Source organism: Kineococcus anabasis, assembly GCF_054590795.1.
The window spans coordinates 37,376-56,745 of record NZ_BAAIHU010000009.1 but is presented as its reverse complement, the minus strand read 5'-3'; the positions used below and the strand labels follow the sequence as shown (position 1 = coordinate 56,745).

12 protein-coding genes are annotated in these 19,370 nt (G+C 77.1%); 8 read left to right on the top strand and 4 right to left on the bottom strand.

Translation table 11 applies throughout. The features are described 5' to 3' along the window. Positions 1–7 precede the first annotated feature (7 nt). Both ACYQBY_RS14805 and ACYQBY_RS14800 read right to left on the bottom strand, forming a co-directional pair. Positions 8–2,215 carry a putative bifunctional diguanylate cyclase/phosphodiesterase gene (locus ACYQBY_RS14805; protein ID WP_459644646.1) on the bottom strand — a complete coding sequence of 736 codons (2,208 nt, stop codon included), beginning with the start codon at positions 2,213–2,215 and terminating at the stop codon, positions 8–10. 138 nt (positions 2,216–2,353) lie between these two features. Continuing rightward, positions 2,354–3,118 (bottom strand): SDR family NAD(P)-dependent oxidoreductase, encoded by a 765-nt coding sequence (locus ACYQBY_RS14800; RefSeq protein ID WP_459644645.1) that lies wholly within the window; start codon positions 3,116–3,118, stop codon positions 2,354–2,356. Between the two features lie 261 nt (positions 3,119–3,379). Between ACYQBY_RS14800 and ACYQBY_RS14795 the strand changes: the two genes are divergently transcribed. Together ACYQBY_RS14795 and ACYQBY_RS14790 are read left to right on the top strand one after the other, a co-directional pair. Continuing rightward, entirely contained in the window at positions 3,380–5,863 is a 2,484-nt protein-coding gene (locus tag ACYQBY_RS14795; RefSeq protein ID WP_459644644.1) for a SpoIIE family protein phosphatase, read from the top strand. Between the two features lie 10 nt (positions 5,864–5,873). Continuing rightward, positions 5,874–7,313 carry a lipopolysaccharide biosynthesis protein gene (locus tag ACYQBY_RS14790; protein WP_459644643.1) on the top strand — a complete coding sequence of 480 codons (1,440 nt, stop codon included), beginning with the start codon at positions 5,874–5,876 and terminating at the stop codon, positions 7,311–7,313. A 17-nt stretch (positions 7,314–7,330) separates the two neighbouring features. Here ACYQBY_RS14790 and ACYQBY_RS14785 read toward each other — a convergent pair whose 3' ends face one another. Next, positions 7,331–8,473, bottom strand: a complete 1,143-nt coding sequence (locus tag ACYQBY_RS14785) for a glycosyltransferase family protein (RefSeq protein WP_459644642.1) — start codon at positions 8,471–8,473, stop codon at positions 7,331–7,333. Then, the gene (locus tag ACYQBY_RS14780; protein WP_459644641.1) at positions 8,470–9,516 is read right to left on the bottom strand and encodes a glycosyltransferase; all 1,047 of its coding nucleotides are present in this window, start codon (positions 9,514–9,516) and stop codon (positions 8,470–8,472) included. The genes ACYQBY_RS14785 and ACYQBY_RS14780 overlap by 4 nt, the downstream gene beginning before the upstream one ends. Before the next feature lie 144 nt (positions 9,517–9,660). On the opposite strand from ACYQBY_RS14780, the gene ACYQBY_RS14775 reads away from it, so the two are divergent. The 6 genes from ACYQBY_RS14775 to ACYQBY_RS14750 all read left to right on the top strand — a co-directional run bounded on the left by ACYQBY_RS14775 (position 9,661) and on the right by ACYQBY_RS14750 (position 19,356). Beyond that, the gene (locus ACYQBY_RS14775; protein ID WP_459644640.1) at positions 9,661–10,983 is read left to right on the top strand and encodes a nucleotide sugar dehydrogenase; all 1,323 of its coding nucleotides are present in this window, start codon (positions 9,661–9,663) and stop codon (positions 10,981–10,983) included. Further along, positions 10,980–13,043, top strand: coding sequence for a DUF6541 family protein (locus ACYQBY_RS14770; RefSeq protein ID WP_459644639.1), 2,064 nt, complete (start codon positions 10,980–10,982; stop codon positions 13,041–13,043). The genes ACYQBY_RS14775 and ACYQBY_RS14770 overlap by 4 nt, the downstream gene beginning before the upstream one ends. Before the next feature lie 3 nt (positions 13,044–13,046). After that, positions 13,047–15,059, top strand: a complete 2,013-nt coding sequence (locus ACYQBY_RS14765) for a glycosyltransferase (protein WP_459644638.1) — start codon at positions 13,047–13,049, stop codon at positions 15,057–15,059. A gap of 99 nt (positions 15,060–15,158) precedes the next feature. Then, complete coding sequence (gene glf / locus ACYQBY_RS14760; protein ID WP_459644637.1) at positions 15,159–16,346, top strand: UDP-galactopyranose mutase; 1,188 nt, start codon at positions 15,159–15,161, stop codon at positions 16,344–16,346. Then, positions 16,343–18,454 (top strand): glycosyltransferase, encoded by a 2,112-nt coding sequence (locus ACYQBY_RS14755; protein WP_459644636.1) that lies wholly within the window; start codon positions 16,343–16,345, stop codon positions 18,452–18,454. The genes glf and ACYQBY_RS14755 overlap by 4 nt, the downstream gene beginning before the upstream one ends. A 5-nt stretch (positions 18,455–18,459) precedes the next feature. Next, positions 18,460–19,356, top strand: a complete 897-nt coding sequence (locus tag ACYQBY_RS14750) for an ABC transporter permease (protein WP_459644635.1) — start codon at positions 18,460–18,462, stop codon at positions 19,354–19,356. Positions 19,357–19,370: the final 14 nt, after the last annotated feature.

Sequence of the window (19,370 nt, the reverse complement as noted above, 5' to 3'; positions counted from 1 at the left end):
ACAAGGCTCAGCGCGGCAGGCACACCGGCGCGGCCAGCAGGAGCTCCGTCTCCGCCGCCGGCTTCGGCCGCCCCAGCAGGAAACCCTGCGCCGACGGGGAACCGAGGCGCCGCAGCACCGCCAGCTGCTCCGGGCGCTCCACCCCCTCCGCGATCACCGGCAGCCCCAGGGCCCCCGCCATCGCGATGACCGCCGTCACGATCTGCTCGTCCGACTCCTGCTCGTGCAGCCTCGTCACGAACGAGCGGTCGATCTTCAGCAGGTCCACCGGCAGCTCCTTCAGCGCGCTGAGGCTCGACCAGCCCGTGCCGAAGTCGTCGATCGCGATGCGCACGCCCAGCCGCCGCAGCGCCTGCAGCGCGGTCCGCGCCGCACCCGGCTCCGCCATCACCGCGCTCTCGGTGACCTCCAGCCCCAGCCGGTCCGCGGGCACCCGGTGCCGGCGCAGCAGCATCGCCACCGTGTCCAGCAGGCGCAGGTCCCCCAGCTGGTGGGCCGAGACGTTCACCCACAACGTCACGTCCCGCGCCTCCGGGGCGCGGGAACGCCACGAGGCCAGGTCCGCCACCGCCGTCTCCAGCACCCGCTGCCCCAGCGCCACGACCAGCCCCGCCTGCTCCGCCAGCGGCACGAACTCCGCCGGGCTCACCGCGCCGTGCCCCGGGCGCCACCACCGGCACAGCGCCTCCACGCCGAGGATGCGGCCCGTGGCCACCTCCACCTCCGGCTGGTACGCCACGGTCGTCTCGCCCCGGTCGATCGCCTGCCGCAGCGCCAGCACCAGGTCGCTGCGGAAACGGGCCCGCGCCTGCAGCGCCGCGTCGCAGCGGCGCACCCGCGCCCGGCCGGCGTCCTTGGCGGCGTGCATCGCGAGATCGGCGTCGCTGAGCATCGCCTCCACCTGCTGGCCCGCCCCGCCGGCGTCCCGCGTCACCGCGCTCGTCGTCATGCCGACGCTCGCGGACAGGCGCAGGTCGTGCCCCGCCAGGCGCACCGGCGCGGCGAACGCCGCGGACGCCGTCTGCGCCAGCACCCCCGCCTCCTCCGGCGGGACGTCCAGCGCCAGCACCGCGAACGCGTCCCCGCCGTAGCGGCACACCAGGTCCCCCGGGCGCAGCCACGCCTGCAGGCGGTTCCCCGTCACGCGCAGGTACTCGTCGCCGGGCCCGCTGCCCAGGGAGTCGTTGAGCTGCTTGAAGCGGTCCATGTCGCACAGCAGCAGGACGTGCTCGCGGCCCCGCGCGGGCGGGCGGACCAGCGCCCGCTCCGCCTGCGCCAGGAACGCCGCCCGGTTCAGCAGCCCCGTCACGGTGTCCCGGGTCGCCAGGCGCGTCAGCTGCGCCTGCGCGCGGGAGCGCTCGATGACCAGCCCCGTCAGGTCACGGAAGTCCTCCAGCGTCGCCCACTCGTAGGCGGCCGGAACCCCCGGCGGGTCGCGGAACAGGGCGAAGGCGCCGAGGACCTGCCCGTCCGAACCCAGCACCGGCAGCGAGGCGCAGAACTCCTCCTCGTGCCCGTCGGCGGGGCAGGCCGCACCCGCGCCGAGGCGCACCGAGCAGCGCACCCCGGAGCTGAACAGCGCCTCGACCTCCCGCACCAGCAGGTCCAGCACGGCCTCCAGGGGACGCCCGGCCGCCACCGCCGCCAGCACCCGCCGCTGCGCGCTCTGCTCCGCCGCCCGCCGCCCCCGCGCCAGCAGCGTGCCCACCTGCGAGGCGATGTCCACCAGGGCGGCCAGCCGGCCGTCGTCGAGGTGCCCGTGCGGCAGCGCGTCCAGCGCGCACACCGTGCCGAGGACCTCCCCGTCGGCGTCGGTCACCGGCACGCCCGCGTAGAAGCCCAGCCGGCCCGCCACCACCTCCGGGTTCCCCGCGAAACGCGGGTCGGCCCGGCAGTCCGGGACGACGAGGGGGCGGCCGCGGGCGACGACGTGCGCGCACACCACCTGCCCCAGCGGGTACCGCGTGCTCGCCGGCAGGTCCGGGGAGCTGCGCCCCACGAACGTCTGCACGTCGGGGGCCAGCAGGCCCACCAGGCCGACGCCCGTCCCCGCCACCTGCGCGGCCAGCCGGGCCAGGCCGTCGAGGTCGGCGGACATCGCCGACAGGTGCAGCGCGGCGCGCTCCACGGCACCGGTGCGGGTGGACGAGGCGACGAGCCGGAGGACCGCCTCGGCCTCCGGGAGCACGACGTGCGTGCCGTCCGTCCGTGCCACCGTGCCACCGTCCCCCCGCCGCGGCCCCCACCGCACGTCCCGGAGGGTACCGCCGGGAGGGCGTCCGGCAGCCCGGGCCCGGTGGACCGGGGGAGCCGGACGGGTGGAAAGCGCCCGTCCGGACCTCCCGGGCCGCCCTCAGCGCGGCGGCATGCGCAGCGCGCCGTCCAGCCGGACCGTCTCCCCGTTGAGGTAGTCGTGCTCCACGACCATGCCCACGAGCTGTGCGAACTCCCCGGGCCGGCACAGCCGCCGGGGGAAGGGCACCCCCGCGGCCAGCGCGGCCCGGAACCGCTCCTCCACGCCCGCGAGCATCGGGGTGTCCACCACGCCGGGCGCGATCGTCACGACCCGCACGCCCACCGAGGCCAGGTCCCGCGCCAGGGGCAGCGTCATCCCCGCCACCGCCGCCTTCGACGCCGCGTACGCCACCTGCCCCACCTGCCCGTCGAACGCCGCCACCGACGCGGTGTTCACCACCACCCCGCGCTGCCCGTCGGGACCGGGCAGCGGATCCGTGGCCGCCATCGCCTCCGCCGCCGCGACGGTCACCGCGAACGTGCCCGTCAGGTTCACGTCGAGGACGCGCCGGAACAGGTCCACGTCGTGCGGGCCGGAGCGGCTCAGGACCCGCGCCGCGGGGGCGATGCCCGCGCAGTTCACCGCGATCCGCAGCGGGACACCGCCGCCCGCCGCCCGCTCGACCGCCGAGCGCACCTGCACCGGGTCCGTCACGTCCGCCGCGAGGAACGTGACGCCCTCGACGGGTTCCGCGCGCTCGCACGCCGCCGGCAGGTCCACGGCGTGGACCTGCGCGCCCCGCGCGGCCAGCAGGCGTGCCGTCGCCGCCCCCAGGCCCGAGGCGCCACCCGTGACGAGCGCTGCCGTACCGGTGCAGAGCACGGGGACCTCCCGAGGGCCGGTGCCGACGACGGCGCCGCGCGACGGTGCCGCCGGCGCCGGCCGGTCCGGCGCCGCGCCCATGCTCCCGCGGGCGGGGGCGCCGCGTCACGGGGCGCGCCGGGTGCCGGCCGGGGCCGGGCGGGGTCCCTCCGGGGCGCGGCGCGGACGGCCCGGCACCTACGCTGTAGCGCGGTCGCCCTGCGGCCGGGCCCGTGACGAGCAGCCACGGGCGGGGACCAACCCTGGAGCGGTGTGCGGTCGGTGGAGGAGCGGGAACGGCAGGAGCCGGCCGCCGAGCGCGTCGAGGCGCTCGCGGCCCGCCTGCTCCAGACGCCGTGGGCGCACCTGAACCTCCTGGGGGCCGGCCCCACCGCCGGCGACGACCTCGACGTGCTCGCCGCGCTCGCCGTCGGCGCCGCCGAGCCGGTGCTGGTGTCCGACGCGGGCGCCGACGGGCGCCTGGCGCACCTGCCGGCCGTCGCCTCCGGCCGCATCGGCGCCTACCTCGGCATCCCCCTGCTGCGCGAGGACGGCAGCGTCGCCGGGGTCCTCGGCGTCCTCGACGCCGCGCCCCGCACGTGGACCCTCGCCGACGTGGCCCTGCTGGAGCAGCTCGCGGCCTCCGCGATGGCCGAGCTGGAGCTGTCCGCGCTCTCCCTGGAGGTCGAGGCCAACCGGCTGCGGTGGGGGCTGGCCATCGACGCCGCCGGGGTCGGCGGGTACGACTGGGACCTGCGCACCGGGGTGCTCACCTGGGACGAGCGCCTCATCGAGCTGTTCGGCTACGAGCAGGACACCTTCGACCACAGCATCGACAGCTTCACCCGCCGGGTGCACCCCGACGACGTCGAGCGCGTCGGCCGGGACCTGCGGGCGGCGATCGACGCGTGCAGCACCGTGGACATGGAGTACCGCATCGTCCGGCCCGGGGGTGACGTGCGCTGGGTGCAGGCACGCGGCCGGGTGCTCGCCGACGCGGAGGGGGCCAGCGCCCGCGTCCTCGGCGTCGCCTACGACACCACCGACGCCAAGGACGCCCAGGCCCGCGTCGTGCGGGTCCTGGAGACCATGCAGGAGGCGTTCTTCGCCGTCGACCGCGACTGGCGCTTCACCTACGTCAACGCCCAGGCCGAGCGGCTGCTGGGCATGGACCGCGACCGGCTGGTCGGCGGGGTCCTGTGGGAGCTGTACCCCGCGGCCGTCGGCTCCCCGTTCGAGGAGCACTACCGCCGCGCCGCGGCCAGCGGCGAGGTCGCCACCTTCGAGGCCTACTACCCCCCGCCCCTCGACGCCTGGTACGAGGTGCGGGCCTGGCCCGGGCCCGACGGGCTGTCCGTGTACTTCCAGGACGTCACCGAGCGCCGCGCCGCCCGGCTCGCGGCGGAGACCTCCGCGCGGCGCCTGGTGCTGCTCTCGGAGGTGAGCGCGCAGCTCGCCGCCACCCTCGACGCGGAGGAGGCGGTCGCCAGCCTCGCCAAGCTCGTCGTGCCCGCCCTGGCGGACTGGTGCGTCGTCACCCTCGTCGGTGACGACGGGACGCTGCGCGACGTGGGCTGCTGGCACCACGACGAGACGCTGCGCCCCCTCGTGGAGCGCTACGCCGAGCTGCGCCTGGACGCCCTCACCGACGCCTCCTACGTCGCCAGCGCCCTGCGCACCGGGCACACCGCGCTCGTGCAGACCCCCGCCGTGGACGCCATCGCCACCGTGCTGCGCCCCGGGGAGGCCCAGGACCTGCTGCGGGCCCTGGACCCCGTCGGCGCCGCCGTCCTGCCCCTGCGCGGGCGCGACCGCACCGTGGGGCTGCTCACCGTCTTCACCGGCCCCGACCGGGGCGTCCTCGAGACCGAGGACCTCACCACCGCCCGGGAGGTCGCCGCCCGGGCCGGGCTGGCCCTGGACAACGCCCGCCTCTACGCCCAGCAGCGCGGTCTCGCCGAGGGGCTGCAGCGCAGCCTGCTCACCGCCCCGCCGGAGCCGGACCACCTCCAGGTCGTCGTCCGGTACGAGCCCGCCGCGGAGGCCGCCCAGGTCGGCGGGGACTGGTACGACTCCTTCCTCCAGCCCGACGGGGCGACGGTCCTCGTCATCGGCGACGTCGTCGGGCACGACACCGCCGCCGCGGCCGCCATGGGCCAGCTCCGCAGCCTGCTGCGCGGCATCGCCTTCACCACCGGGGAGGGACCCGCCGGGGTCCTGCAGCGCCTGGACCGCGCGGTGGAGGGCCTGCAGGTCGGCACCACCGCCACCGCCGTCGTCGCCCGCCTGGAGCAGGACGCGGACCTGCTCGCCCGGCACCTGACGCGGCTGCGCTGGTCGAACGCGGGCCACCCGCCGCCCATCGTGCTGCGCGCCGACGGCCGCATCGAGGTGCTGGCCGGGGAGGACGCCGACCTGCTGCTGGGCCTGTGGTCCGGCGTGCCGCGCGCGGAGGCCACCGTGGACCTGGAGTGGGGGGCCACCGTGCTCCTCTACACCGACGGTCTCGTGGAGCGGCGCGGGCAGTCCCTCGACGAGGGCCTCGCCGCCCTGCGCGACGTGCTCACCGAGGTGGCCGGCGGAACGCTCGACCAGCTGTGCGACGGGGTGCTGGAGCGGCTGCGCCCGCAGGTCCCCGAGGACGACGTCGCGCTCGTCGCGGTCCGCCTGCACCCCCAGGACCGGCCGCGCCCCGCCGAGGCCGGGCCCAACCGCATCCCGCCCGAGGTGCCACCCGGGCCGCGCCCCGCAGACGTCCCCCGGTGAGCGGGCCGCCGTGAGCGGTGCCGTGGCGGCGCTGCTGCGCCCCGTGGACCTCACCGCCCCCGCCCAGGGCACCCTGCGCACCCGGATGCTCGCCGGCACCGTGGGCCTGGCCGCGCAGGGGCTGACGCGGCTGCTGTACAGCGTGCTCGTGGCGCGCCTGGCGGGCGACCAGCGCCTCGGCGAGGTCAGCGGCGCGATCTCCCTGGCCCTGCTCGCGGCCCTGTTCTGGCCCACGGCCACCGGCAGCGCCGTCGCGAAGTTCGTGGCCCGCGAGCGGGGGGCCGGCTCGCCCGAGCGCGCCGCCGCCGCCGCCCGCCTGCTGCGCCGGCGCACCGCCGCCACCGCCGCGGTGCTCGCACCCGCCGCCGCCGCGGCCTGGCTGCTGCCGCACTTCGCCGGCAGCGCCGCCTCCGCCGCCGGGGTCGGGCTGCTCGTCCTGGCCTGGTCGGGGTACACCTTCACCCGCGGGGTGCAGCTCGCCACCGGGCAGGCGCACCGCGCCGCGGCGTGGGACGTCCTCAGCGCCCTGCTCGCGCTCGGCGCCCTCACCGCGGTCCTCGCCGGCGGCCGCGAGGACCTGCTCCTGCTGCCGCTGGCCGCCGGGTACGCCCTCTACGCGGTGGCGAACCTGCCGCGGCTGCCGCGCGCCGCGGCCGCACCGGAGCTGCGCCGCGAGGCGGACGCGTTCACCGCCCTGGCCAGCGTCGGCACCCTGGCCAGCACCGGTTTCCTGCAGCTCTCGATGGTCCTGGCGGCCACCCTGCCGGGCAGGGGCCAGTACGCCGCCGCCCTGCAGCTGGCCACCCCCGCCGCGATGCTGTCGCAGTCCCTGAGCCTGGTGCTGTTCCCCACCATGGCCGAGGCCCACGGGCGCGGGGACGAGACCGGGCTGCGCGCGCGCACGGACCGCGCCACCCGCGGGCTGTTCGTGACGATGACGTCGGTGTTCGGCCTGCTGGTCGTCCTGGCCCCGCTCGCCGTGGGCGTCGTCTTCGGCGCCGGCTACCCCGACGCCTCGCGTGTGCTGCCGTTCCTGCTGGTGGCGGTCCTGGCCTCCACGCTGTCCGTCGCGGCCGTCAACAGCATGACCAGCCGCGGCACCCGCGGCATCGCGCTGTCCGCGGCCTCCAGCCTCCTCGGCCTGCTCGTGGGCGCCGGCGCGTGGGCGGTGCTGGTCGGTGCGCAGGGCCGCGGGGTGGACGGGATCGCGCTGGGCTACCTCGCCGGGGCCCTCGTGGTGGGGCTGCTGCCGCTGGGCGTGGTGTGGCGCCGCGACGCCCACCGCTGGGGGGACCTGGCGTGGCGGCTGGCCCTGTGGGTGCTGCTCGTCGCGGGCTGCCGCGTCCTCGCGGGGGACTCGGTGCCCGCCCAGCTGGGGCTGGCGGCGGCGTTCGCCGCGGTGTGGGCGCTGGTGTGCCGCCGGGAGCTGGGGGCGCTGCTGCGGCGCTGAGCTGGTCCGCCGCCGGCTCAGCCCCGCAGCAGCCCCGAGGCCAGCCGCAGGCCGTGCTCCCACTGCGCCTGCGCGCTCAGCTCGTGCGCCGCCGCGGCCGAGGCGGCCTTGGCCCGCGCCACCCCCGCGTCGTCCAGCGCCGCGATCGCCCGCCCGAGGTCCGCGGCGGTGAAACCGTCCGCCACCCACCCCAGGGAGTGCCTGCGCACCAGCCGCGCCATCTCCGGGGAGGGGCCCACCAGGACCCCCAGCCGGGCCTGGACGAAGTCGAAGAACTTGTTCGGCAGCGCCAGCCGCGCGTTCGTGTTCGACGGCGGCAGCAGGAACACCCCGACGTCCAGGCCGTTCATCGCGCGCGGCAGCTCCGCCGGGGGCACCGGGTCGCGGAAGGTGATGCGCCCGCACCCGGCGGCCTCGCGCCGCAGCTGCGCCAGGTAGCGGCCGCCGTCGCCCGCGGGCATCAGGAACAGGTCCAGGCTGACGTGCTCGCCGGCCTGCGCGACCGCCTGCAGCATCAGGTCCAGGCGCCGCGCGCGCAGCGCGATCCCCGAGTGCACCAGCCGCAGGCGCCCCGGCTCCGGCAGGCTCGGGTGCAGGTCCTGCGCGTCCGGGCAGTTCGCCAGCACCGAGCAGGCCACGCCGTACCGCGCGGTGTACAGCTCCGCGATGCCGTCGCACACCGTCGTCACCGCCGCCGAGCGCGGCAGGTACACCTTGCACAGGTGGTCCGCGAAACCCGACACCAGCAGGCGCCAGCGCAGGTCGTGGGAGAACTCCTCCGCCGCCCACTCGTGCATGTCCGCCCACACCGGCGCGCCCGCGGCCACGTCGTGCGCCAGGGGCAGCGCACGGGCGTCGTTGGCGACGACGAGGTCGAAGCGGCGGCCCGCCAGGCGCCGGGCCGCCGCGGCCAGCGCCGGTGCGGCGCGCTCGGCGCGGCGGTAGCGGCGCAGGCCGAGGTCGGCGACCCCGGCGGGCGTCAGCGGCAGCGACGGCAGGCCCGCGGGGACCTGCAGGTGCTCGGTGGCGGGCTCGGGGTGCGGGCCGAACCCGCACGTCGTCACGTCCCCCAGCGACGACAGCTGCCGCACCTGCCGCAGCACCCGCGCGTCGGTGGCGATGGGGGAGAACGACAGCACCAGGATGCGCGGCCGGCTCACGCGGCACCCCCCTGCCCGGCGCGGGAGGCCAGCCGGGTGCGGGCCCAGCCCGCGGCGGGCAGCGCGAGGGCGGCGGGCACCGCGGCGGCCACCGCCCGCGGGGACATCCCCGCCGCCCGGGCCGCGGCGGCCAGCGTCACCGGCGGGCGCCCCCGCGAGCGGCCCACCGCCAGGCTCCAGCGCAGCGCGACCAGCCGCGCGGCGCGGCGGGAGGCGCGGCGGCGGGTGGCCGCCGGGGCCGAGGCGGCGGCGCGGCCCACGATCGAGGCGTGGTCCAGGACGCTGACCGGCTCGTTGCGCGACTTCGACGTCGGCACCACCCGGTAGCGGCCCACCGTGCGGCCGGTGTAGCGGAACGGGTGCTCGCGGCCCAGGCGCAGCCACAGGTCGAAGTCCTCGGTGGTGCGGACCTCCGCGCGGAAACCACCCGCGGCGCGCACCGCCGCCGCCGAGACCATCGTCATGCCGCCGGGGACGAAGTTGTTCCACGTCAGCAGGTCCAGCCACGGCCGGGCGGGCGTGAGGTAGCGGCGGGCCACGGCGCCCTGCCACGTCTGGGCGGGGCGGCGGTAGCCCAGCGGGCGGCCGGCGACGTCCACGACGTCCAGGTCCCCGAAGTGCACGGCGCACCCGGGGTGGGCGGCGGCGGAGGCGGTGAGCACCTCCAGGGTGCCGGGGACGAGCTCGTCGTCGGCGGCCACCACGAGGAACCAGTCGGTGTCCACGACCTCCAGCGCCTGGTCCAGCCGCGCGGCGAGGCCCGCGTTGGGGCCGGAGTCGATCACGACGGTGCGCGCGGGGTCGAGGTGCGCGGCCGCGGCGGCGCGCAGGGCGTCGGCGCTGCCGTCCCCGGAGGCGTCGTCGAGGAGCACGAACCGCTCGGCGGGGCGGGTCTGCGCCGCCACGCTGCGCACGCAGCCCTCGACGAGCGCGGCCTGCCGGTAGCAGGCCACGACCACGGTGACGCTCGGGGCGGCGCTCCGCCCGCGCGCCGCCGGGAGGTCCGCTGCCGGGGTGTCCTCCGCCGGGGTGTCCGCTGGCACGGGCGACGACCCTAGCGGGCCCGGCGCCCGGCGCGGCGGGGGCGGCCCGGCGCGGCGGGGGCGGCCGCGGGCGCTGGTTAGGGTGGACCGGCCCCGGCCCCGGGAGCCGCCCCGCCGAACGCCCTGGAGCAGGAGGTCGCCCGCGTGGACGTCGCAGTCGTGGCCCTCGGCAAGATCGGACTGCCGCTGGCCGTGGAGTACGCCGCCAACGGGCACGACGTCGTCGGCGCCGACATCGACGCGCGCGTGGTGGACCTCGTCGCCGCCGGCCGCGCGCCGTGGGACGAGGAGGCGCACCTCGCCGAGCGCCTCGCGGACGTCGTCGCCGCAGGGCGGCTGGGCGCCACCACGGACACCGCCGCCGCCGTCGCGCGCAGCGAGGTCGTCGTCGTGGTCGTGCCGCTCGTGGTGGACGGGGCCGCCCGCCCGGACTTCACCGCGATGGACGCCGCCACCCGCGCCGTCGCCGCCGGCCTGCGCCCCGGCACCCTCGTCGTGTACGAGACGACCCTGCCCGTCGGCTCCACCCGCGAGCGCCTCACCCCGCTGCTGGAGGCGGGCAGCGGCCTGCGGGCGGGGGAGGACCTGTTCGTCGCGTACTCCCCGGAGCGGGTGCTGACCGGCCGGGTGTTCGCCGACCTGCGCCGCTACCCCAAGCTCGTCGGCGGCCTCGACGCCGCCTCCGCAGAGCGGGCCCGCGCGTTCTACTCCGCGGCGCTGCGCTTCGACGAGCGCCCGGACCTGCCGCGGGAGAACGGCGTGTGGGACCTCGGCAGCACGGAGGCCGCGGAGCTGGCCAAGCTCGCCGAGACGACGTACCGGGACGTGAACATCGCCCTGGCCAACCAGTTCGCCCTGTACGCGCAGTCCCGCGGCATCGACTTCGCGGCGGTCGCGCAGGCCTGCAACTCCCAGCCGTACAGCCACCTGCACCGCCCCGGCATCGCCGTGGGCGGGCACTGCATCCCCGTCTACCCGCAGCTGTACCTGGCGGGGGACCCCGACGCCGACGTCGTCCGCACCGCCCGCGCCGCCAACGCCCGCATGCCGCGCGCGGCGGTGGACCTGCTGGCCGCGGACGCGCAGGCGGTGGGGCTGTCCCTGGCGGGGGCGCGGGTGGCGGTGCTGGGCGCGGCGTACCGGGGCGGGGTGAAGGAGACGGCGTTCTCCGGGGTGTTCCCGCTGGTCGCGGAGCTGGGCGCCCGCGGCGCGGTGCCCGTGGTGCACGACCCGCTGTACTCCGCCGACGAGCTGCGCGCCCTCGGGCTGGAGCCGCACACCGCGGGTGAGGCCGTCGACGCGGTGGTGGTGCAGGCGGACCACGCGCGGTACGCGCAGCTGTCCGCGGCGGACTTCCCCGGGGTGCGGGTGCTGCTCGACGGCCGGGACGTGACGTCGCCGGCGGGGTGGCCGGGCGTGCGGCGCACCGTGCTGGGCCGGGGGAGCGCGGCCGGCGCCACCCCGTGACCTGGCCGCAGGCCGTGCCGGCGGTCCTGCTGGGGACCGCGGTCCTGCTCCTGCCGGGTGCGGTGGTGGGCTGGGCGCTGCGCCAGCGGGGCCTGGCGCTGCTGGGCGCGGCACCGGGGCTGTCCACCGCGGTGGTGGCGCTCGCGGCGCTGCTGGCCCCGCGCGCGGGCCTGCCGTGGGGGCCGCTGCCGGTGCTGGCCGCGACGGCCGCGGCGGCGCTCGCGGGTGCCGGGGCGTCGCTGCTGCTGCGGGCCGCGGACCGCCCCGGGGCGGGTGCCGCCCGCCCGGCGCGCGCGGGGGAGCCGGCGCAGGCCCCGGCGCGCGGCGCGGCGGCCGAGGGGCCCGACGACCGGGCCGCGCTGGCGGCCGGGATCGCGGGGCTGCTGGTCGCCCTGGTGCTGGCGGCGGCCTCCACCGCGCGGGGGCTGGGCCGCCCGGACGCCGTCTCGCAGACGTTCGACGCGATGTTCCACCTCAACGCGGTGCAGCGGGTCGTGGACACCGCCGACGCCTCGCCCCTGTCGGTCGCGCAGCTCACCTCGCCGTTCTCGGACAGCGCCTACTACCCGGCGGCCTGGCACGCCGTGGCGGGGCTGCTCGCCCAGACCGGGGTGCCGGTCGTGGTCTCCGCGAACGTGCTGGTGCTGCTGATCGCGGGACTGGTGTGGCCGCTGGGGTGCGTGCTGCTGGTGCGGCGCCTGGTGGGCCCGCGCCCGGTGCCGCTGCTGCTCGCGGGGGTGCTGAGCCAGGGGTTCGTGGCGTTCCCCTGGCTCATCGACCGCTGGGGCGCGCTGTGGCCGCAGACGCTGGGCACGGCGCTGCTGCCCGCGGCCCTCGGCGCCCTGCTGCACGCCACCGCCCCCGCGCCCGCCGCCGCGCACGCCACAGCTGCGCCCGTGCCGGCCGGGGACCGGCTGCGCTCGCTGCTGGTCGCGGCGGCCGTGGCGCTGGCGGTGGTGCTGGCCCACCCCGGCTCCTTCCTGCTCGGCCTGCTGCTGGCCGCGGCCCTCGTGCTGGTCACGGCCCTGCCGCAGGCGCTGCTGCCCTGGCGGGCCCGGCCGGCGCAGTGGCGGGCCCTGGCCGGTGCCGCCGCGGGGGTGCTGGCGGCGGCCGGTGCGCTGGCGGTGCTGAGCCCGCGCCTGCGGAACATGACCGCGGCGGACTGGCCCGCGACGCGCACGCTCGGCGAGGCCGCGCTGGAGGAGCTGCTCCACGCGCCCGCGGGCGCGGCCGTCAACGTGGTGGTGGCGGTGCTGGTGGTGGTGGGGCTGGTGGTGGCCGCGGCCCGCCCGCGGTGGCGGTGGCTGGTGGCCGGGCACCTGCTCCTCGCGGCGCTGGACGTGGTGGCCGCCGGCACCGACGCGCCGTTCGCGCAGGTCGTGACCGGTCCCTGGTACAACGACCGGTTCCGGCTGGCGGCCGCGGTGCCCGTCACGGGTGCAGCGCTGGCGGTGCTGGGCGCGGTCGCGCTCGCGGGCCGGGCGGCCGGGGCCGGCGGGGCGGGCAGGACGGGTGCGCACCGGGCGGGTGGGCGCCGGGCGGTGCCGGTGCTCGCCGTGGTGCTGGCGCTGGCCGCGGCCGTGCCCGCGGTGCGCGGCAACGGCGACCAGCTCGGGGCGACGAACGCGCGGGCCGAGCGGCACCCGGTCCTGTCGCTGGTCTCGCCGCAGGAGCAGCGCTTCCTGGAGGGGCTGCGCCGGCACGTGCCGCCCGGCTGGGTGGTGGCGGGCACCCCGTGGGACGGCAGCGCCTACCTCTACGCCCTCTCCGGCGGGGTGGAGGCCCTCTACCCGCACATGCGCGGCAACCTCGGGGAGGACGCCCGCTTCCTCGCCGACCACCTGCAGGACGCCGCCACCGACCCGGCGGTCTGCCCGCTGCTGCAGGCCCGCCGGGTGCGCTACGTCCTGGACATGGGGCCGCTGTGGGACCCGCCGGGCCTGGACCCCGCCGGGTACACGGCGTTCCGGCTGTTCCGCGAGCGGCCCGGGTTCACGCCCGTCGCCTCCGGTGGCGGGGCGCGCCTGTACGAGATCACCGCCTGCGACTGGAAGGGTTGAGCCGTGCCGAGCCCCGCCCCCGACCCCACCGGACCCGACCCCACCGGCCCGCGCGGCGCCGGCCCCCGGGTCGTCGCCGTCGTCGTGGCCCACCAGCGCCGCGAGCTGCTGCTGGCCGGCCTGGCGGCGCTGGCGGCGCAGACCCGCCGGCCGGACGCGGTCGTCGTGGTGGACAACGCCTCCACCGACGGCAGCGCCGAGGCCGCCGGGGCCGCCGCGGAACCCCTCGGCCTCACCGGCCGGCTGGAGGTGGTGCGCCTGGCCCGCAACACCGGCGGGGCGGGCGGTTTCGCCGCGGGCCTGGCCCGGGCCGTGCGGGCGCACTCGGCGGACCTGGTGTGGCTGATGGACGACGACACGGTGCCGCTGCCCGGCGCGCTGGCCGCCGCGCTGGCCGCGCGCGAGGCGGCACCCGGCCGCCCGCCCGCCGTGGTCGCCAGCCGGGTGGTGTGGACGGACGGGCGCGAGCACCCGATGAACACCCCGCGCCGGCGCCCGCGCGTCTCCGCCGCCGAGCTGCGCGACGCGCGGGCCGCGGGGGGCGTGCCGGTCCGCTCGGCCTCCTTCGTGGCGGTGCTGGTGGACGCCGCCGCGGTGCGCGCCGAGGGGCTGCCGGTGGCGGACTTCTTCCTCTGGAACGACGACTTCGAGTACACGACGCGGCTGCTGCGCCACCGCCGGGGCCTGGCGGTGCCCGCGAGCACCGTGGAGCACCGCACCCGCGTCTTCGGCGGCACCGACGCCGACCCGGGCGAGCGGTTCGTGCTGGAGGTCCGCAACAAGCTGTGGACGTACCTGCGCTGCCGGACGCTGGAGCCGGTGGAGCTGGCCCTCTACGGCGGGGCGACGCTGCGCCGCTGGGCGCGGACCCTGGCGCGCTCGCAGCGCCGCGACGTCCTCGTGCGCGGCCTGGTGCGCGGGCTGCGGCAGGGGCTGCTGTCCGGGCCGCGGCCGACGGCGGAGGTGCTGGCGGGCCTCGGGGAGGTCTCCGGGGACGTGGCGGCGGTGGAGGCCGGCGCGGGGCGGGCCACCGGCACCGCCGAGCCGCCGCGCCCGGTCGTGGCCGCCGCGGACCTGCCGCCGTTCTCGGTGCTGCTGCCGGTGTGGGCGGGCGACGACCCGGCCTGGCTGCGCCGGGCGCTGGTCAGCGTCACCGCGGAGCAGGAGCTGCGCCCCGACGAGGTGGTCGTGGTCCGCGACGGGCCGGTGCCGGCGGCGCTGCAGCGGGTGCTGGCCGCGCTGCCCGCCGACGCGGGGGGCGTGCCGGTGCGGCTGGTCCCCCTGGAGCGCAACGTCGGCCTGGCCCGCGCCCTGGAGGAGGGGCTGGCGGCCTGCGCGCACGACGTGGTGGCGCGCATGGACGCCGACGACGTGAGCCTGCCGCACCGCTTCGCCGTGCAGCTGCCGTTCGTCGCCGCGGGTGCGGACCTCGTCGGGGCGGGGCTGCTGGAGATCGGGGCGACGGAGGACGACGTCGTGGCCCGGCGCACGCCCCCGGTGGGCGCCGCGCGGATCGCGGCGTACGCGCGCTTCCACGACCCGTTCAACCACCCGACGGTGGTGTACCGGCGCTCGGCGGTCGCGGCGGCCGGCGGCTACCGCGACCTGCCGCTCATGGAGGACTACTGGCTCTTCGCCCGCATGATCGGCGCGGGCGCGGCCGTGGCGAACGTCGCCGAGCCGCTCGTGCTGTACCGGGTGGGCACGCCGGGCGCGGGCTCGTACGCGCGCCGCGGCGGGCTGCGGCTGCTGCGCTCGGAGCTGACCCTGCAGCGGCACCTTCGCGCCGAGGGCTTCACCTCCCGGGCGCAGCGGGCGCGCAACGTGGCGGTGCGCGGCGGGTACCGCTTCGTGCCCGAGGGGCTGCGGCGCGCGGCGTACCGGCGGCTCATCGCCGGCTCCCAGCGGGGCACCGCCCAGGGGCTCCCGCGGGAGGCCCTGCAGGGGGTCGCCCGCGGGGCCGGGCCGGCCGGCGGCGCGCTTCACGGGTCGCCCACATCCCACCGGCTACCCTGACGGCACCATGCGAGGGCTGACGAGCAGGACCACGGGCAGGCAGGGGGCGGGCGGCGCGCCGGCCCGCGGGACGGCACCGGCGACAGGGGGAGCAGGAGCGTGAACGTCGACCTCGTCGTCGTCGGGTCGGGGTTCTTCGGCCTGACCGTGGCGCGCCGGTGCGCGGAGGAGCTGGGGCTGAAGGTCCTGGTCATCGACCGCCGCGACCACATCGGCGGCAACGCCTACTCCGAGGCGGAGCCGCAGACGGGCATCGAGGTGCACCGCTACGGCGCGCACCTGTTCCACACCTCCAACGAGCGGGTGTGGCAGCACGTCAACCGCTTCACGAAGTTCACGAGCTACCAGCACAAGGTGTTCTCCACCTACCGGGGAGAGGTCTTCCCCATGCCGGTGAGCCTGGCCACCATCAACCAGTACTTCCGCAAGGCCCTGTCGCCGTCGCAGGCGCGGGCGCTGGTCGCGGAGCAGGCGGCCGAGGTCGACACCGCCACCGCCTCCAACTTCGAGGACAAGGCGATCTCCCTGATCGGGCGCCCCCTCTACGAGGCGTTCTTCCGCGGCTACACCGCCAAGCAGTGGCAGACGGACCCGCGGGAGCTGCCCGGGGAGACCGTCACCCGCCTGCCCGTGCGCTACACGTACGACAACCGCTACTTCAACGACACGTACGAGGGCCTGCCCGTCGACGGGTACACCGCCTGGCTGGAGCGCCTCGCCGACCACGAGAACATCGAGGTCCGGCTGTCGACGGACTTCTTCGACGGCGGCCAGGAGGTCTCCAAGGGCAACGTCGTCGGCAACGTGCCGGTCGTCTACACCGGCCCCGTCGACACCTACTTCGAGGACGCCGAGGGCCGCCTGACGTGGCGGACGCTCGACTTCGAGCAGGAGGTCCTGCCCATCGGGGACTACCAGGGCACCTCGGTGATGAACTACGCCGACGAGGACGTCCCCTTCACCCGCATCCACGAGTTCCGCCACTTCCACCCGGAGCGGGACTACCCGAAGGACAAAACGGTCATCATGCGGGAGTTCTCCCGCTTCGCCGGCAACGGCGACGAGCCGTACTACCCGGTGAACACCCCCGAGGACCGCACCCGGCTGCTGGCCTACCGCGACCTGGCGGCCGGGGAGAAGGGCGTGCTGTTCGGCGGCCGCCTCGGCACGTACAAGTACCTGGACATGCACATGGCCATCGGCTCCGCGCTGTCGGTGGTGGACAACAAGCTGACCCCGCACTTCCGGGACGGGGCGGCGCTGACGAGCGGTGGGGTGGACGCATGAGCACGGTCCTGACCGAGGTCCCCGGCGCGCTGTGGCGGACCGTCGCGCGGGTCGTGATGCCCTCCGACAACGACGCCGACGCGCTGCCGCTGTACGTGGACTTCGACCAGGCGGTCTCCGCACCCGGCGTGCAGTCCGCGGACTCGCCCACCACGGGCGGCACCGGCCAGGGCGCGGCCACCGCCGCGGCGCAGGTGTTCTCCGTGCCGCAGGAGCGCCACACCGAGGACGTGCGCGGCCGGCGGGGCCTGGTCGTGCACGCCGGGGACCGGGTGTCCTTCGCGACGTACTTCAACGCCTTCCCCGCCAGCTACTGGCGGCGCTGGACGAGCGCGACCGCCGTGCGCCTGCGGGTGGAGCTGGAGGCCGAGGGCACCGTCACGGTCTACCGCTCCAACGCCCGCGGCCTGCGCCAGCGCGTCACCAGCCGCACCGCCGGCCCCGGTGCGCCCCTGGAGCTGGAGCTCTCCCTCGCCTCCTTCGGCGACGGCGGCTGGTACTGGTTCGACCTCAGCGCCGGGCGCGCCGACACCGCGCTGGTGCGCGCGGAGTGGCAGGTCGCGGACGCCGCCGGCGCGGTGAGCCGGCACGGGGGGGCCGACGGGAAGCCCCCGACGCTGTCCATCGCGGTCACCACCTACAACCGGCCCGACTTCTGCCTGGCGCTGCTGCGCGCCCTGGCGGAGTCCCCGGAGGTCCGCGAGGTCGTCGACGAGATCCTCGTCATGGACCAGGGCACCCAGCTCGTGCAGGACCAGCCCGGCTTCGGCGACGTCGCCGCCGCGCTCGGCGCGCAGCTGCGCATCATCCGGCAGGGCAACCTCGGCGGCTCCGGCGGCTTCTCCCGCGGCATGCGCGAGACCCTGCGCACGGGGCGCAGCGACTACGTGCTCCTCCTGGACGACGACATCATCGTCGAGCCGGAGGGCATCCTGCGGGCGCTGCAGTTCGCCGCCTCGTGCCGCACGCCCACCGTCGTCGGCGGGCACATGTTCGACATGTTCGACCGCAGCGTCCTGCACTCCTTCGGCGAGCGCGTCGACATGTACCGCTTCTTCTGGGGCGCGCTGCCCGGCCTGGCCGAGCGGCACGACCTCGGGGCGCAGAACCTGCGGGTGACGCCGTGGATGCACAAGCGCGCCGACGTGGACTACAACGGCTGGTGGATGTGCCTCATCCCCGTCGAGGTGCTGCGCGAGGTGGGCCTGTCCCTGCCGGTGTTCATCAAGTGGGACGACGCCGAGTACGGCCTGCGCGCCGCCGAGGCCGGTTTCGCCACGGTGAGCCTGCCCGGTGCGGCGGTGTGGCACGTGTCCTGGATCGACAAGGACGACTCCACCGACTGGCAGGCGTACTTCCACGAGCGCAACCGCATCGTGGCGGCCCTGCTGCACTCCCCGTACGAGCACGGCGGGCGGATCTTCCGGGAGAGCGTCTTCACCGACGTCAAGCACCTGATCTCCATGCAGTACTCCACGGAGGCGCTGCGGCTGCTGGCGCTGGAGGACGTGCTGGCCGGGCCGGAGCACCTGCTGCGGACGCTGCCCACCCGCACCGCGGAGGTCCGGGCGCTGCGCAAGGAGTTCCCCGACGCGGCGACGTCCACGGACGTGGAGGCGTTCCCGCAGGCGCGGCGGCGCAAGCCCCCGAAGAAGGGGAAGGAGCCGGAGTCGCCGAACAGGTTCACGCTGCTGCCGTGGGCGGCCTCGGTCGTGGCGCGGCACCTGGCCACGGACCCGGACCCGGCGGCGCTGGAGCGCCCCGAGCGGCGGCTGGCCGCCATGGACTCCACCTGGTGGCGCCTGGCGCACTACGACTCCGCCGTCGTCTCCACCGCCGACGGCACGGCCGCGGCCTGGTACAAGCGCGACCCCAAGCGGTTCCGGGAGCTGCTCTCCCGCAGCGCCGCGGCCCACCAGGCGCTGTGGCGCCGCTGGGCGGAGCTGTCGAAGGCGTACCGCGAGGAGCTGCCCCGCTTCACCTCGCCCGAGGCGTGGGACGAGGTGTTCGACGCGAGCACCGTCTCGGACACCCGGCCCGGTCTGGCGGCGGGCGTGCCCGGGCAGGGCGCGGGCCGCGTCGGCGCCGTCGCGGGAGAGGGGCGCTGAGCCCGGTGACGGGCGCCCCCGCCCGGGCGCCGCGCGCGGGGGAGGACGGCTTCGAGGTCCCCGGCCGCGGCCGGGGGCTGCTCGACGTGCTGGAGCGGCGCTACCTGCTGAAGCTGCTGGTCCGCAAGGAGCTGCGGGTCCGCTACCAGGGCTCCACCCTGGGGCTGCTGTGGTCGTACGTGAAGCCCGCGGTGCAGTTCTGCGTCTTCTACTTCGCCCTCGGGGTCTTCCTGAAGATGGGCGAGACGGTCTCCGACTTCGCGGTGTACCTGTTCTCCGGCATCGTGGTCATCAACTACTTCTCGGAGAGCTTCGGCAACGCCACCCGCGCGGTGGTGGGCAACGCGCCCCTGGTGAAGAAGATCTACCTGCCCCGGGAGCTGTTCCCCGTGGCCTCCGCCTGGGTGGCCGCGGTGCACTTCTTCCCGCAGTTCGTGATCCTGGTGATCGGCACGCTGATCGCCGGGTGGCGGCCCACCCCCGGGCAGCTCGCCGGCGGGGCGCTCGGCTTCGCGATCATCGTGGTGCTCTCGATCGGGCTCGGGCTGCTGTTCGGTGCGATCAACGTCCTGTACCGCGACTTCGAGAACATCGTCGACCTGCTGCTGCTCGTCGTGACGTGGACGTCCCCGGTGCTCTACGCCTGGTGGCAGGTCCGTGACGCGATCTCCGAGGCCGGGCTGCCGGGCTGGCTGATGACCCTCTACCAGCTCAACCCCGTGACCTCGGCGGTGGAGCTGTTCCACTACGGCTTCTGGTACGGCGCGATCGACGAGCCGTTCGAGCTGCCCCCGAACCTGCTGGAGAACGGCCTGCTGTCGCTCGCCATCGCGGCCGGGGTCCTCGTCCTCGGGCAGTTCACCTTCCGCCGGCTCGAGGGCCGCTTCGCGCAGGAGCTGTAGGAGCGCGTGACGAC

Coding starts and splice junctions, on each gene's coding strand:
- ACYQBY_RS14755 (WP_459644636.1), top strand. CDS start 16,343: ATGAGCACGGTCCTGACCGAGGTCCCCGGCGCGCTGTGGCGGACCGTC.